Consider the following 14,438-nt stretch of genomic DNA (forward strand, 5'->3'; position numbering starts at 1 on the left):
TATGCTTGAAAATCTTGAATTGGAAAAATTCGATAAAGCCTTAATTTTTAGTGATTCTTACAATGATGACTTTGATGACGACGATTTCGACGATGACTTTGATGATGATTTTGACGATTTCGACGACGATGATGATTTTGACGATGACTTTGACGATTTTGATGATGATGACGACTTTGACGATGATGATGATTTCGACGACGACTTTGATGACGAAGACTTTGAATATGATAACGATGATGACTTGGATTATGATGACTTTGATGAATAATATTTAAAAATACATTTTCCGAATAACCAAAGAGTTGTCCGAATTCTACTCTTTGGTTATACTTTTCTTCCATTAGTTATTGAATTAAATCAAAAACTGGGGTATAATATCCGATAATTGATTGTATAAATAAGATCAGCTTTATGTTGATTTGTTATGCTTTGCCTTCGTAGTTAAAATAAGGCTTTGATGTAACATTTTACAATTAATACTGTTTTAAATTTATAGATGCTTACTATTTTTATAGTCGTACAATACAAATTTAAATATTTATATAAGTATATTTAAAGGGAAGAATATTGCAAGAAATTACAGAAGGCTTTATAAAGACAAGCGAATTGCCCGTTAAAACCTTGACTGCAGAACAAAAGGCAAAACTAAACCTTCGAGGTAATGAACTTTATAATAAAAAGGACATAACTGCTGCAGAAAGGATTTTTATTACAACCGGCTATTCGGACGGCCTTGTAAGAATAGGCGACTACTACGCAAACCGAAATGAACACCTGAAAGCATTAAAATTTTATCATCTGGCTCATAATACCAGTAAAGAAGGTATTTTGCTGGATAAGTTGGCAGAAATTATACGTATGCTTATTTAAAATTTGCATCGTTTAATTAATTTTAGATGTACGTACACACATTTATGGAGGATTAATGTCAGACATCAAACATGAAAAAAAGTTAGCCAATATGGATAGTCCCGGTGAGACTACAAAAAGTTTCGAAAACAAATTAGATGAAGAGATTCCTGACATTGAGGAATCTGATTTTATAAATAGTCCGCCCTTTAGCGATGAGATATTCAGCCCGGAGGATTCAAAACAGGTAGAAATATCCGAACTTTCAAAACAGGCCTACTCCCTTTTAAAAGGCAACAGTATTACTGAAGCGATCAATGTTTTTAAGAAAATATTGGAACTGGATCCCACAAATAATTATGCGCTGGTAGGCTTAGGTGATGCAGAGCGTAAAAACAATAAATTCAATGAAGCAATAAAATTTTACAAACAATGCCTTGAACATCATCCCAGCAATAACTATGCTCTTTTCGGTCTTGCAGACTGCTACAAGTCAATGAACCAATTTCCAAGGGCCATAGCTATCTGGGAAGAATACCTTAAGTTTGATGATAAAAATATCACGGTATTAACCCGTGTAGCCGATGCTTATCGAAAAACCAAGGAATTTGAAAAGGCAGAAAAACTTTATCAAAAAGTGTTGGAAAAATCCCCGAAAAACGCTTACGCCTTAATAGGCTTGGGTCACCTAAATTACGACTTTAAAAAATATCGGGAAGCCCTCGTATACTGGGAAAAGGTAATGGAATCAAGCGGAGAATTGGTAGATATACGTATCTTAACATCTATTGGAAACTGTTACCGAAAGATGAAGCTCTTTGACCGAGGTGTATATTATTTTGAAAGAGCCCTTGAACGCTCACCCGATAATTTCTACGGCCTCTTCGGTTTGGCTGACTGTTACAGAGGTTTAAACCAGCAATATAACTCCATAGTATACTGGAAAAAAATACTTGAACTTGATCCTAACAACAAGGTCATTTTAACACGAATAGGCGATGCCTACCGCAGCATGAATGACTTTGAAAAGGCAAAAGAAAACTATCAAAAAGCTCTTGATATAGACTTTGATTCATATGCAATGTTAGGCCTTGCAATATTGTGCAAGCTGCAGCAAAAATATGATCAGGCTATTACTACCCTAACCCATCTTAAAGATACCGAAGATACAAATTATAGGGTATATCTTGAACTTGCCCAGTGCTATATAGAAAAAAAGGAAAAGCAAAAAGCTATAGAAACCTTAATAGATTTCCAAAAACTTGGAATTAAAAATCAAACGGTTTCAGACCTCTTGTTTGAGCTGACAAAAAATGACCATTAAAAAGAATGAAACAGCTCTTTCCGGAATGTTTCCTGAAGAGATTCAAAACTTTTGCGGTCTAAAAGAAAAATTCAGAGCCCAACAAATTTTTCACTGGATAGCTTCGGGAGTAAACAGCTTTGACGAAATGACAAATCTGTCATTCGATATGCGCTCTAAACTAAAAAATGATTTTTCTCTGTTTTCGACAAAAATAAAAGAAGCATTAAAGGATAAGGACGGTACAATCAAACTGGCTGTAGAGCTTTATGACGGCTCAGTCATAGAAACCGTATTACTGACAGATAAAGCAAAAAGAAAAACAGCCTGTGTTTCGTGTCAGGCAGGCTGCCCCATGAAATGCGCTTTTTGTAAAACCGGACAGATAGGCTTTTTAAGAAATCTTTCGGCTTCAGAAATCGTAGAACAATTTTTACATTTGGAAAGAGAAGCAGGAAGTTTGGATAATATAGTCTTTATGGGGATGGGAGAACCCATGTTGAATTTACCCGAAATAGATAAGGCAATAAACATTCTTGCCCATCCTAAAGGGAGAAATCTTTCCAAAAGGCGCATAACAATTTCAACCTCAGGCCTATGCAAGGGAATCTATGAGATGGCAGATAAGGGGCCTGAAGTACGCCTTGCCGTATCATTGACAACTGCTGACGAGACATTAAGATCAGAGCTTATGCCTATCAATAAAACAAACAGCCTTGACGAATTAAAGCAAGCAATAAAATACTTTAATTCAAAATCGAATAAGAGGGTAACCTTAGAGCTGGCCCTTATGAAGGGGCTTAATACCGATAAAAAGGCAGCTCAACAGGTCATAGAATTTGCAAAAGGCCTTGAATGCTTTATAAATTTAATACCATGGAATCCCGTAGAAGGCTTGAATTTTAAAACTCCATCTGAAACGGAAGTCCGTACTTTTGAGACTTATCTAAAGAAGGCCGGTTTAAATATAAGCACACGGCAAAAAAGAGGTCAAAGCATAGGAGGAGCCTGCGGTCAACTAGGATCCACAGCAACAAGATCCAATCGGTTCTAATACAAAGAGAAAACCTTGTTTAACTCCTGTATTCTTTCTTCGGGTATGGGAGTAATATCGAAAGACGGCTTTGCAAAAAAGTAACCTTGGAACAAGTCTACACCGAACCGCAGCAATACGTCTATCTCATCTATTGTTTCAACACCTTCGGCCAATATTATTATATCTCTTTTCTTTGCATATGAAACAAGGTTTTCCAATACATTTTGCTTATCAAGACTCTTATGGACATCCCTTACGATGGACATATCTATCTTTACCAAATTAGGCGATAAGAACAAAAGAGATGACTCGTTACTATAGCCGCTTCCGAAGTCGTCAATTGCAACCATTGCATTCCAATTGCGGATTCTTTCGTTTTTTAGATCATAAAAGTTTGTGTTAAGAGGCTCGGATTCCGTAATTTCCAAAACAATATTTGAAAGATAAGGCTTAAACTTTTCCTCAAATTCGAAGAATTTGGCATTCGATAAAACTTGCGAGCTTATGGTATTTAAAAATATCTTCGTATCTTTAGATATTTCGCCTCTTTCTATCTTTTTAACAAAGGTATCCATTGCTCCAAAAAAAGTAAGCTCTTCAAGTTTATGCAGCTTTGACTGGGCCTTAGCAAGACGCAATATATCCTCAGGGCTTTTAAATTCCGGAGCAGAAGAACGCATCAGCATTTCATATCCGTAAATATCTCCGGTACCTGAAGTAACAATAGGCTGTAAGGCATATTCTATAAGATTCCTGTCAAGCATCTGATTAAGAGCTTCCGTACCATGGATCATTATATAATTCTTTTTATAAACATCCAAATTGAATTCATGTAAAGAGCCCTTAAACGAATGTTTTACGTCATACATTGCAAAATCGGCATATCGGACTAAATCGGCCTGATTATCTGCATCGTAAGGATACCAAGCCAAGCCGGCCGAGACTCGGAGCTTTGACGTTTCTCCATTAGGGAGAGTGATGGGAGTCTCCTGTATATCCTTCCAAAAAGCGGTCAAAATAAGTTTAATTTCATCGGATGTCGAAAAGGTGTAAAAGAAGCTATAAAACTCATCCCCTGAGCGCCTGCAAACAAGACAGCGCTCTTGTTGCAGCATGGCAAGCTTTTTTCCAAAAGCCATAAGATGAGTATCTCCATAAGCATGCCCGAAAGAATCGTTTAAATATTTTAGGTTATCAAGATCCCACATAACAAGAGCACAGATACCTAAATGTTTTTGCTTAAATACTTCGGTTATCTTTCTGTCAAAGGCAGCTCTATTATAAAGGCCGGTAAGTTCATCATAATTCATTTGAAGTTCAAGTTTTTTGCGGTCTTCAACTTCCTTTGTAATATCGAGTGCTATACCTAAGATTTTGTCGTTTTCCTTCGTCTGCATAAACCTTATCCAGCGGACCTTCCCATGTTCCCCTGTAGGTATAGCATAGATGGTTTTTGTATCATCCTTTGAATTTATATAATACTCATAATGATCCAACAATTTATAAAATTCGTCCGTATTCAAAACGGAATCGCCTGAATATTTTTGACTATTAAACAATTTAAACCAAATCGAATTGCAAAAAACCGTACCCATCAATATATTGTGTTCAAAAACCCCTATAGGAACCTGCAGCTTTTCTATAATCGTAGAAACCCGTGAAGCCGCATTAAAAACACTGGCACTTAATCTTTCTATTGCAACAAGTAGAGTATCTATTTCCGTAATATTCATTTTTTCGATACTCAGCATCTTTCTGGGATCACTGTTTTGAAGCTTTAGTACAACCTTTGTAAACATACTGGAAATATGTTGACTCGACAAGTAAGAACCGGCTAAAAACAAAAAACCCGAAACAAGAACAGACTGCCAAAATATTTTCTTTAATGTTACCGAAAACGAAAGTACACTTGCCTCGGGAGCCAGACCTATCAACACCCACTCTTGATTTTCGTACATTCCGTTACGTTGATAAAGATGAAAGGGTTCTATGGCCAAACAATATCTTTCCGTAAATATTGAACCCTTATCGATACTATAAACATTTTTATAGTCGGTTTGTTCAACCTCAAAGGCAGGAATATGGCCGGCATTCAAATTACTTGCAATGCTGTTAAAAACTATCGGCAAAAAAGTTCCGGCATTCTTATCTACATCATGGAAGGCTATACAATACATTCCCTTTTTATAAATATCAAGCTCAGCAAAGTCTAAAAAGCTCTGAATATATCTTGCCGAAAGATCTATACCAATAACTCCGTAAATTTTTCCTTTTTCATCCTTTATCGGAATGGAGTATGTAATCACCTCATCACTTAAAGTATCCGGTCTAAATAAAGTATTCCAAAAAGCAAGATTTTTAGCAGGTTCATTAGGATATTCTAGAGCGGCAGCAATAGGCGCATTAAAATACCTATAAAAAATATCCCGGCTGTTAGGCGAAATAGTAAAGAAAGGAGACCAATCCACTCCTAAAGCAATATTATGATTTTGCACAACCTCTGACGGACCTCTCGATATAACGATGTCCTCATTGCTTAAAGAATAGGAAGAAGGATCTTCATTTCTTACATATAAGCCGGGATAAAAAAATTCGTCTTTTTTTGCAATAGGACTTGGCGCATCAATAACCAAAAAGACGCCCGTAACATAGTTCCGTCTTATGGTATATATAAGCTGAGGCAGAAGTGTATCGAGAATACTGTTTTGCAAGTCATGATTATCTGCAAGCTGATAAAGCTCAATATTATTACGGGACAATTCGGCCTTGATTACCTTCAAAACTTTTTCATGCAAATCCGTAATTCTTGTCCACCTATTGGACATTTCATTTTCGATCAGCATTTTGCGGTTTAAAACCTTTTCACTTAAAACTCCATAAGCATTATCGCCGGATTTTTTAAGGATATCGGAGCTTAAAAACATCGTCAGCATTACTGCAGCCTGAAGAGCAAATACAAAAAGCATGGGAACCAAAAGGCGTGACAAAATGGAAGTAGAATATTTTCGAGCATTTTTACTTTTTTTCATTATAACTCCAACTATTTTAAATCAAATAACTGTTTTTCAAGTTCTTTTAACCACTCCTCAAAAACATTATCGCTAAGAAATTCATTTACGGCTTCTTTATGAGTTTTTCCGGACTGAATCTTTTCAAGTACCTTAGCCCTGTCTCTTTTTGCCCTTTCTTGAAGTAGGTCCGCAATAATATTCCTCGCCTTATCCGAATTCTTAAAAGCCGGCTGAAAATAAAGGTCTAAGGATTTCATTGTTTCCATACTTATCTTAAGAGCATCCTGCATTACAGGTAAAATACAGGTATCGTCAGTGCAAAAGGCCGCTGTCAGGGATTCGGTTTCAAGTTCTTTTTTCTTGACAGGCAGATAACCCGTAGAAACTGCAAATTCGGAATATTTTTGCATCTCGGTAAACCATTTTAAAAATAGAACAGCGGCTGTCTCCCGTTTTATATCGCTTTTTAGTACAGCCATACCGGCTCCCTGCTGAACAATGGTTTTACGCTTTGCATTTCTAAAATGAGGAATGGGTAAGGCGTCTAACTCAATAAATGTAAAATTACCTGCAGAATCTATAACCTTAGACGGCAAATATATTGCGGATGAAGTTGAGGTTATGCATGAAATGATGTCGCCGGTTTTTAAATCATCAGCCCTAAACCTTCCCTTTGCAGTAAAAAAACCTTTGACAAACGGAACATAATAATTATCCCAACAAGTACGCAAGGATTTCCTATCCAGCACAAACTCAACATCACCGTTTTCCAACACATTGAAGATACTGTTGCCGAGTTCATAGGTACCGGTTAAGATATAGTTACTCAAGGCATCCCGTCCAAAAAAAGGCTTACCGTCATTAGGTTCTGCAGTTAATGAGTCGGTCCACTTATGATATAATTCTGCAACTTTCACCAAGCCTTCCCATGTAATTAAATCACGGTAAGAAACACCCATGGCTTCTGCAAAGGGTTTCCATGCAGTCTTATTTAAAATAAAAACCTCGGTAGCCTTTGCAACGGGAAAGAGCTTAATTTCATCTTTTACTCCAAACCCGGAGGAATATAAAAAATTTTTTACATATTCGTCTTTCTCTTTTTCGGTAAAAAAATCGGCTAAATCCAACAAAAGACCTTGTTGGTTAAAATCATAGGCCGTATCCGGATAGGCCGAAAAAATATCGGGGATTTCATCTGCGCCAAGTTTTTGAGAAAGAGCATCTGCTAAAAATGAAGATATTTCGCTTGCATTTCCTGCCCTTCTAATACCGCGGACATAAACTCCGTATTTGGCCCCCTCAGAAGCATTAAAATTATCTATAAGGCTGTCAAAATTTTCTTTTTGGGTTGCACTATAATAATGCCAAATATTTATAGTAATAGGCTCACTTTTATTTAAAACTTTATCGATATCATATTTAACGGCATTACCTTCAGATACTCTTCGATTACATGAACTTAAAAGCAAATAAACAATACAAAAAATGAAAAGCTTCAATATTTTCATCAAGTTCCTCTTATGTTATATTTTACCATATCATGTTTAGAATTGCAAGTATTTACGTGATGAAATCATGGAAATCAATTTTGTAATATTTTTTTGATAAAAGATATATCCATGAGAGCTTTAAACATAATGTGTGACAAAGAAGATTTAGGTGCATTTTTTTGTTTGTATCGCGAGACCAAATTTAACGCCACTTTCCGTCCTATGTTCAAGGCTTGTTGTAGATTTTTATCTAAAAGCCGACAAAAGTCTTCTCTAAAATGAACATCTAATAACCAATGCATGGTTTCTACAACCCATTCTTTCCTTGCGATATCCAATAGCTCTTGAGCTGTAAGTTTTCTGCTTGAAATATAATAATGCCATTCATCACTCTTTCCTTTCTTACTCTTAAATTCGGAATGAATAGCACCAATACAGCTTAACCCCTCCCATTCACCTGTATTATCCATCCAACCTAAATTAGTTGTGCAGAAGGCTGTTCGCTTTTCAACTCTTTCACGATTTTTTTCACTTTTACAAGCCGTGTCCATTTGTTTTCTTAAAATTTCATCTTGAACATATTCTTCAATATCCGCTTTTAATAAAGGCTGGTTCCCTTTTACCGACAATAAATAGTCCCCTTTTCCTTCTTTTATGATTTTTGCAGTTTCTTTTTGACAATTTAAGGCATCTGTAACTATTATATGTCCTTTTATATTAAGAGTTTTTATAAGAGATTGAACTGTAGGTATCTCATTTGTCTTTCCTTTAACACACTTTTGTGCCAATGTTATACCAAATTCGGCAACTTGTGCAGAGACTATGTGCAGCGGACTTTCATAGCTGCTCATTTTATCTGTTGAACGGATAGTTTTTCCGTCTATCGCTATTGTAAGAGGTTTTTCTGTACCGTATTCTTTGATAAGAGCTTCAGCCATATTCATAAAACATTCGTTTAATGAGTCTATGTTTATCAATTTAAGTAGACAGGTAAGCCAATAATAGCAAGGTGTCTTTTTTATGCCGAATTCTTTATTTAGCCTATCCTTTATAATGTCAGCAGTTGCCCATTCGTGTATCTCTCTAATGTTTTTACGCCCGCAAAGAAGACCAAGTAATAATATTTTTAAAGCTTCGTTTACGCTGTAAAAATATCCGTCGTGATTGCTAATTATTTTGATGTCGTTAAAGTAATCGAATATATTTTCTAAATCCATACCTTTATTATCGGCAGTTTTTAGCAAAATTGATTTCCGTGTGATGAAATACGGTATTAAGGAGAAATTAAACTTTTTTTATATATAAAACTATGTATTCTTTTTTATTTTAACATAGCCCAATGAAATAAGGCTGCTATAAACCGGTCTAAAGGTTGTATCAACGCCGTAAGTTGCAGCAAAGACTGCAACATAAAACGAATCGTTAGAAGGATTACTTGAAGATTGTACATCATAATCCCCGCTCTTTGCAGCAGCAAAGTCTTCACCTAATTGGCGTAAGACCTTACCTTGTATTGCTCCGTCTATACTAAAATTATTAGGATAAGAGATGAGTGCTTCAATAAAAAATCTCACTCTACGGTTGACAGGAGAACCTGAAGCCGGAACAATAGGTCTATCTTGATATAAGTGTCCCTCATATGTTAACAGCTTATAGTTATAAGATGACAGAAGGTAATTAACTGAGTTGGCAGGATTTGACTCATTGTACTGCACTATATTTTTTATCATATTTTTACAATCGGTTTCCGATTCATAAATACGGTAATATACTTCAAAGCCCAAAAACTCACCGACACCCAAATTATTTTTATCTGAGGTTTCAAACTCAAAATACATCAGATATTCACTAGAATGCCCTGTAGGATCATGAATTAATTTTGGAGGCTCCAAATAAACAATATTGTCTATACCGCAGGAGAAAAAAACAAAAATACTTAATAAACATAATAGTTTTTTCCCAAGCATATGACCTCTGTTAAGGATAAACCGGCATTACCGAATTTATCCTTAAATAACTTACTGCTTATCGTTTCCCGTAAGAACAATTATACGGGATTTTGCAAGAAGCGCCCATTCATTTTGAGGGTATTTTTCCAAAAGCCTGTTATAAGAAAGGATAGCGTCTTCTTTTTTTGACAAGGCTTCATACAGGCGGCCCGTATTAAAAAGCGCCCTGGGAATCAGCGGAAAATTTTCAACTTTTGAAGCTCGTTCATAATAAGCGAGAGCTTTCTCTTTATCTCCTAACTCATCGGCACAAGCTGCGGCATTAAAAGAGGCAACTCCTTCGACATAAGAATTTTTTACGGCTTTTGCTGCAAGTTCATAGAATTTTAAAGCATCTTCATACATTTTTCGCTGAAAATAAATTTCGGCTATCGTAGTATTTGCCCTAAAGCCTGCATAGGAAGAAGAATATTTTGAACCAAGGGTTTTTAATTCTTCAATAGCCTTGTCCTCAGCTTCTTTTACGGCTGCAGAAACAGTTTTTTCGTTATCCGCAGCGTCATCTTCAGATGAAGGATTTTTAGCCCGATCTTCCCGTTTAAAGTCTTCAAGCTCATAAATAACTTTCTCAACGCTTGTTACCGAAGTTTTCTTGGAATTTTCACCGATTACAAACCAAACAACAACACCGGCAACGGCAACCAGAATACAAACCACAATGCCAAGCACTATTTTTCTATATTGGACTAAAAAATCGTTGATTTTTTGTGCCAAATCTTTATTTTCTTCCAAAACCATTTTATATCTCCTTAATTTCGAGCTCTTTTATCAATCTCGATAAATATGTACGCTGTATTCCGAGTTTTTCGGCAGCAGCTGTTTGATTCCATTTATGTTCATTTAAAATTTTGACAATAAAAGATTTTTTAAAATCATTTACGGCCGATTTTAAATCCGGATTCGAATAATTAACCTCAGGTTCAAAAGAGGAGGATTCAGATTTTAAAAGCAAATCCTTTTCCTCGATATACGGCGGCTTACCCAAAACACAGGCCCTCTCAACGGCATTTTCAAGCTCCCGAATATTTCCCGGCCAAGAATAAGCATTTATAAGTTTTTCCGCATCAGGCGAAAAACCTAAAAACGGCTTTTTTACCTCTTTGCTGAACTTCTTTAAAAAGAAATGGGCCAGCTCCTGAATATCATCCTTCCTATTTCTAAGAGGCGGAATATATATCGGCAAGACGTTTAAGCGGTAATAAAGATCCGATCTGAATTTGCCCTGCCTTACAAGTTCCTCTATATTTTTATTTGTAGCGGCAATAATTCTGGTATCAACCGTAAGAGTTTTATTTGAACCGACCCTTTCAAAGGCCATTTCCTGCAAAACCCTCAAAAGCTTTGTCTGCAAGGTTAGAGGGATATCGCCTATTTCGTCCAAAAAAATAGTTCCCTTATCGGCCAGTTCAAACCGGCCCTTTCTATCTGCAATTGCATCCGTAAAGGCCCCTCTTACATGGCCGAAAAGCTCGCTTTCAAGCAAGCCTTCGGGTAAGGCCGCACAGTTCACCCTGATAAAGGGATTATTAACACGCCTCGAATTCAAGTGAAGCTGTTCGGCAATCAGCTCTTTTCCAACCCCGCTCTCGCCCAATATGAGTACGGAGGCATCGGAAGCCGCTATATTACGGCATAGCTCAAGCTTTTCATTCATTACCTTGCTTTTTGCAATAAAAGTATGATAGCCTCTATCCTGCTCCAGCTGATCTTGAAGGCAAATAATTTCTTCCCGAGACTTCTCATAATGCTTTGCATTTTGATAGGCTATAGCCGTCTGTGTAGCAAAAAGTTCCAATACGTTTAAATCGTCTGAATCAAAATCTTTTTCTTCTCTCTTGTTTAAGACTTCAATCACCCCGATACATTCGTCTTTAATACGCATGGGGACTGCAAGCATATTACGGTTTTTGTAACCTGTAACCTTCTGCACTGTAGGATCAAAGCGGGGATCGCTTAATACATCGTTTATTATGGCACTGCGGTTATATTTTATAACCCAGCCGGCAATACCGTCCAAGGCAAGCACCATCTTTTTTGCTTCAATCCCCTTAGGCCCTATTGCAATTTCAAACCTAAGTCTTTCACCATCCGGCTCAAGCATCAAAAGAGATGCTGCATCCCCTTCTACAACATCCATTGCCGATTCTACAATCTTTTCCAAAAGAACACTCAAATCGGAATAATTTGAGTTTATCAGCAAGCTTGTGTTTATAAGAGTATTAAGCTTATCTCTTTTAATGCTCTCAACCGTGCTCATAAGACGAACGGATTTACTCCGGTTTATTCTTTAAAAGGTCTCCAAGAGTATAAGATGAATCATCATCTTCTTGTTCGGTTGACATGTACTGAGAAATTTCTTCCTGCTGTTGTTTTCGCTTAAAATCTTTAATCGAGAAAGCGGTTTTTTTGTTTCTCGGATTTATTTCGATTACTACAGCCTTGATCTTATCTCCTACGGCGTATTTTGCAAGAGCTTCTTCAGGTGTTTCATCCCTGGACTCAACCAAATTTTGTTTGTGGATTAAGCCCTCGATATCTCCGGGAACCTTTACAAATACACCGAAGTCGGTGATTGAGGAAACTTCGCCTTCAACAATAGAACCGACCTTATAAGCGGCTCCGAATTTTTCCCAAGGATCATCGGTAAGCTGTTTAATACCCAAACGGATTCTTCTTGATTCGGCATCGCACTCGATAACGATAACTTCGATTTCTTTACCTACTTCAAGCTCGCTTCCGGGATGTTTTACGCGTTTAATCCACGAAATATCGTCTGCATGTAAAAATCCGTCGATACCTTCTTCAAGAGAAATAAAGGCGCCTGCATTTGTAATTTTAACGACCTTTCGAGTTAAGCGTGTTCCTACAGGGTAACGCTCTTCAATCGTATCCCATGGGTTGTCCGTAACCTGTTTTAGACCCAAAGAAACTCTTCCGGCCTGAATATCGTAGCCGAGAATCATACATGTTACCTTATCTCCGGGCTTTAAGATATCCTCAGGCTTATTAATCTTCTTAACCCAGCTGAATTCGCTGATATGGGCCAGGCCTTCGATTCCTTCATCCAATTCAATAAAGGCACCGAAATCCGTTGTCTTTGTAACCGTTCCGGTAACAATGTCTTCAACATGGAACTTGTCTTCAAACTGAAGCCAAGGATCCTGAGTAAAATGCTTTAATGAGAGATTTATTCTCTTGTTCTCCGGATCAAGGCGGATTACCTTAAGCTCTATTTCTTCGCCCTTCTTTACGAAGTCCTTAGGACGGGTTACATGACCCCAGCTCATATCATTGATATGTAAGAGGCCGTCAAAACCGCCCAAATCGATAAAGGCACCGAAACTGGTAAAGCTCTTAACCGTTCCCTTTACGGTGTCGCCTATCTTTGTATTTTGAAAAAAGGCGTCTCTTTCTTTTTCGGTACGCCCTTCCATGTACTTACGCCTGTTTACAACAATATTTTCACCTGTGCGTGAATTAAAGCTTAATTTTTCAATGTAGAATTTAGACTTTACGCCTACCAGGGTTTCAGGCTTTTCGACTCTGGATACATCTGCCTGACTCAAAGGTAAAAAAGCAGTCAATCCGCCGCCGAGCTTTACCTCATAGCCGGCCCTAACCTGCTTTGCGATAGTACCATCAATCGGAGTCTTATCGGCATAAGCCTGTTTAAACTCTTTTTGAAGAATAAGCCTATCGGCCTTGAGTTTTGATACGGATAAATGACCGTTTGAGCTTTCGGTTTTTTCGATAAGTACATTTACCTTATCGTTTACCTTAGGTTCTTCATCAAACTCATCCAAAGGAATATGTCCCTCGGATTTACCGCCTACATCGACAAAAACGGTTCCGTTGTTTACAGCAACAACATAACCTTCTTTAATTGTCCCCGCCTCAGGAGCCTCAAAATTATTTAAGTACTCCTCTTGTAATTGTGCTTGGATGTTTCCGTTGGAGTCTTTTTCAACATCCTTTACCACTTCCATCTTTTCCATAGATAACCCTTTATTATTGATATTTTCCGACTTTGATGCCGATATTATTGCCGACACCTCTGCCAGCATTCTTTCATAAACTTCATTTATATTTAAGTCCGATGTATCGAGGTACACGGCATCGGGAGCCACTTTTAAGCTCCCTTCTTTTTTGTTTTTATCCACCTCATCTCTTTCGAGAATCGTTTTTTTTATTTCTTCCGGCGAAAGATTGCTTGTTCCCTGATCAAAGCGCCTTTTTGCCCTGGCCTCTACAGAAGCATCAAGATAAAACTTAATATCTGCATTAGGAAAAACAACGGTTGTCATATCCCTGCCTTCGCAAACAGCTCCGGTTTTAGCGGCTTCTTCACGAATTTTCTTATTTAATATGTGCCTTATAGGAACTATAGCTGAAAGAGGTGCGACAATGGATTCTACAGCATCGCTTCGAAGATAAGCCTCAACATTTTCATTACCTAAAAACATGGAGCCGTTTATATAAAAAAGTTCCGTCTTTTCTGCAAATGAGGTCCATTTTTTTTCATCCGAAAGATCGGGAGTTTGTCCGCCGCTTCCGTCATTTCTGCCTCCGAAAGAACGCAGTACAGCCAGAGCCAAGGCCCTATAAAAACTACCCGTATTCATAAATGTAATGTTCAAGTGTTCAGCAAGCATCTTTGCAAGAGTACTTTTGCCTGAGCCTGCAGGTCCATCAATCGCTATTATCATATTCTACAATTATACAATTTTTTTAACATTA

11 protein-coding genes are annotated in these 14,438 nt (G+C 37.3%); 4 read left to right on the plus strand and 7 right to left on the minus strand.

Going from position 1 to position 14,438, the window contains the following annotated elements; genetic code table 11:
- The first annotated feature begins 1 nt into the window (after position 1).
- The 4 genes from HGJ18_RS07010 (at position 2) to rlmN (ending at position 3,209) form a co-directional block, all read left to right on the plus strand.
- Entirely contained in the window at positions 2 to 271 is a 270-nt protein-coding gene (locus HGJ18_RS07010; RefSeq protein ID WP_253695301.1) for a hypothetical protein, read from the plus strand.
- Positions 272 to 570: 299 nt separating this feature from the next.
- Complete coding sequence (locus tag HGJ18_RS07015) at positions 571 to 873, plus strand: hypothetical protein (protein WP_253695302.1); 303 nt, start codon at positions 571 to 573, stop codon at positions 871 to 873.
- Positions 874 to 928: 55 nt separating this feature from the next.
- Positions 929 to 2,176 (plus strand): tetratricopeptide repeat protein, encoded by a 1,248-nt coding sequence (locus HGJ18_RS07020; RefSeq protein WP_253695303.1) that lies wholly within the window; start codon positions 929 to 931, stop codon positions 2,174 to 2,176.
- Entirely contained in the window at positions 2,166 to 3,209 is a 1,044-nt protein-coding gene (rlmN, locus tag HGJ18_RS07025; RefSeq protein WP_253695304.1) for a dual-specificity RNA methyltransferase RlmN, read from the plus strand. Before HGJ18_RS07020 ends, rlmN begins: the two co-directional genes overlap by 11 nt.
- On the opposite strand, the gene HGJ18_RS07030 is transcribed toward rlmN, so the two are convergent.
- From HGJ18_RS07030 to rpsA, 7 genes are all read right to left on the minus strand, one after another.
- A complete protein-coding gene (locus HGJ18_RS07030; protein WP_253695305.1) occupies positions 3,206 to 6,220 on the minus strand; it encodes an EAL domain-containing protein in 3,015 nt (1,004 codons plus the stop codon). The two genes, rlmN and HGJ18_RS07030, sit on opposite strands and share 4 nt — an antisense overlap.
- An 11-nt stretch (positions 6,221 to 6,231) precedes the next feature.
- The gene (locus HGJ18_RS07035; protein ID WP_253695306.1) at positions 6,232 to 7,710 is read right to left on the minus strand and encodes an extracellular solute-binding protein; all 1,479 of its coding nucleotides are present in this window, start codon (positions 7,708 to 7,710) and stop codon (positions 6,232 to 6,234) included.
- Between the two features lie 74 nt (positions 7,711 to 7,784).
- Positions 7,785 to 8,909, minus strand: a complete 1,125-nt coding sequence (locus HGJ18_RS07040) for an ISAs1 family transposase (protein ID WP_253695307.1) — start codon at positions 8,907 to 8,909, stop codon at positions 7,785 to 7,787.
- Positions 8,910 to 8,999: 90 nt separating this feature from the next.
- Positions 9,000 to 9,659 carry a hypothetical protein gene (locus HGJ18_RS07045; RefSeq protein ID WP_253695308.1) on the minus strand — a complete coding sequence of 220 codons (660 nt, stop codon included), beginning with the start codon at positions 9,657 to 9,659 and terminating at the stop codon, positions 9,000 to 9,002.
- 51 nt (positions 9,660 to 9,710) lie between these two features.
- The gene (locus HGJ18_RS07050) at positions 9,711 to 10,439 is read right to left on the minus strand and encodes a tetratricopeptide repeat protein (protein ID WP_253695309.1); all 729 of its coding nucleotides are present in this window, start codon (positions 10,437 to 10,439) and stop codon (positions 9,711 to 9,713) included.
- A gap of 1 nt (position 10,440) precedes the next feature.
- Positions 10,441 to 11,958, minus strand: coding sequence for a sigma-54-dependent Fis family transcriptional regulator (locus HGJ18_RS07055; RefSeq protein ID WP_253695310.1), 1,518 nt, complete (start codon positions 11,956 to 11,958; stop codon positions 10,441 to 10,443).
- Positions 11,959 to 11,971: 13 nt separating this feature from the next.
- Entirely contained in the window at positions 11,972 to 14,407 is a 2,436-nt protein-coding gene (gene rpsA / locus HGJ18_RS07060) for a 30S ribosomal protein S1 (protein ID WP_253695311.1), read from the minus strand.
- Between the last annotated feature and the right edge of the window lie 31 nt (positions 14,408 to 14,438).

This window comes from Treponema denticola (genome assembly GCF_024181405.1).
Taxonomy (GTDB): domain Bacteria; phylum Spirochaetota; class Spirochaetia; order Treponematales; family Treponemataceae; genus Treponema_B; species Treponema_B denticola_D.

Bases quoted from the DNA above. Each gene is read 5' to 3' on its own strand.
- HGJ18_RS07010 (WP_253695301.1), top strand. From the start codon at position 2: ATGCTTGAAAATCTTGAATTGGAAAAATTCGATAAAGCCTTAATTTTT.
- HGJ18_RS07020 (WP_253695303.1), top strand. From the start codon at position 929: ATGTCAGACATCAAACATGAAAAAAAGTTAGCCAATATGGATAGTCCC.
- rlmN (WP_253695304.1), top strand. From the start codon at position 2,166: ATGACCATTAAAAAGAATGAAACAGCTCTTTCCGGAATGTTTCCTGAA.
- HGJ18_RS07030 (WP_253695305.1), bottom strand. From the start codon at position 6,220: ATGAAAAAAAGTAAAAATGCTCGAAAATATTCTACTTCCATTTTGTCA.
- HGJ18_RS07035 (WP_253695306.1), bottom strand. From the start codon at position 7,710: ATGAAAATATTGAAGCTTTTCATTTTTTGTATTGTTTATTTGCTTTTA.
- HGJ18_RS07040 (WP_253695307.1), bottom strand. From the start codon at position 8,909: ATGGATTTAGAAAATATATTCGATTACTTTAACGACATCAAAATAATT.
- HGJ18_RS07045 (WP_253695308.1), bottom strand. From the start codon at position 9,659: ATGCTTGGGAAAAAACTATTATGTTTATTAAGTATTTTTGTTTTTTTC.
- HGJ18_RS07050 (WP_253695309.1), bottom strand. From the start codon at position 10,439: ATGGTTTTGGAAGAAAATAAAGATTTGGCACAAAAAATCAACGATTTT.
- HGJ18_RS07055 (WP_253695310.1), bottom strand. From the start codon at position 11,958: ATGAGCACGGTTGAGAGCATTAAAAGAGATAAGCTTAATACTCTTATA.
- rpsA (WP_253695311.1), bottom strand. From the start codon at position 14,407: ATGATAATAGCGATTGATGGACCTGCAGGCTCAGGCAAAAGTACTCTT.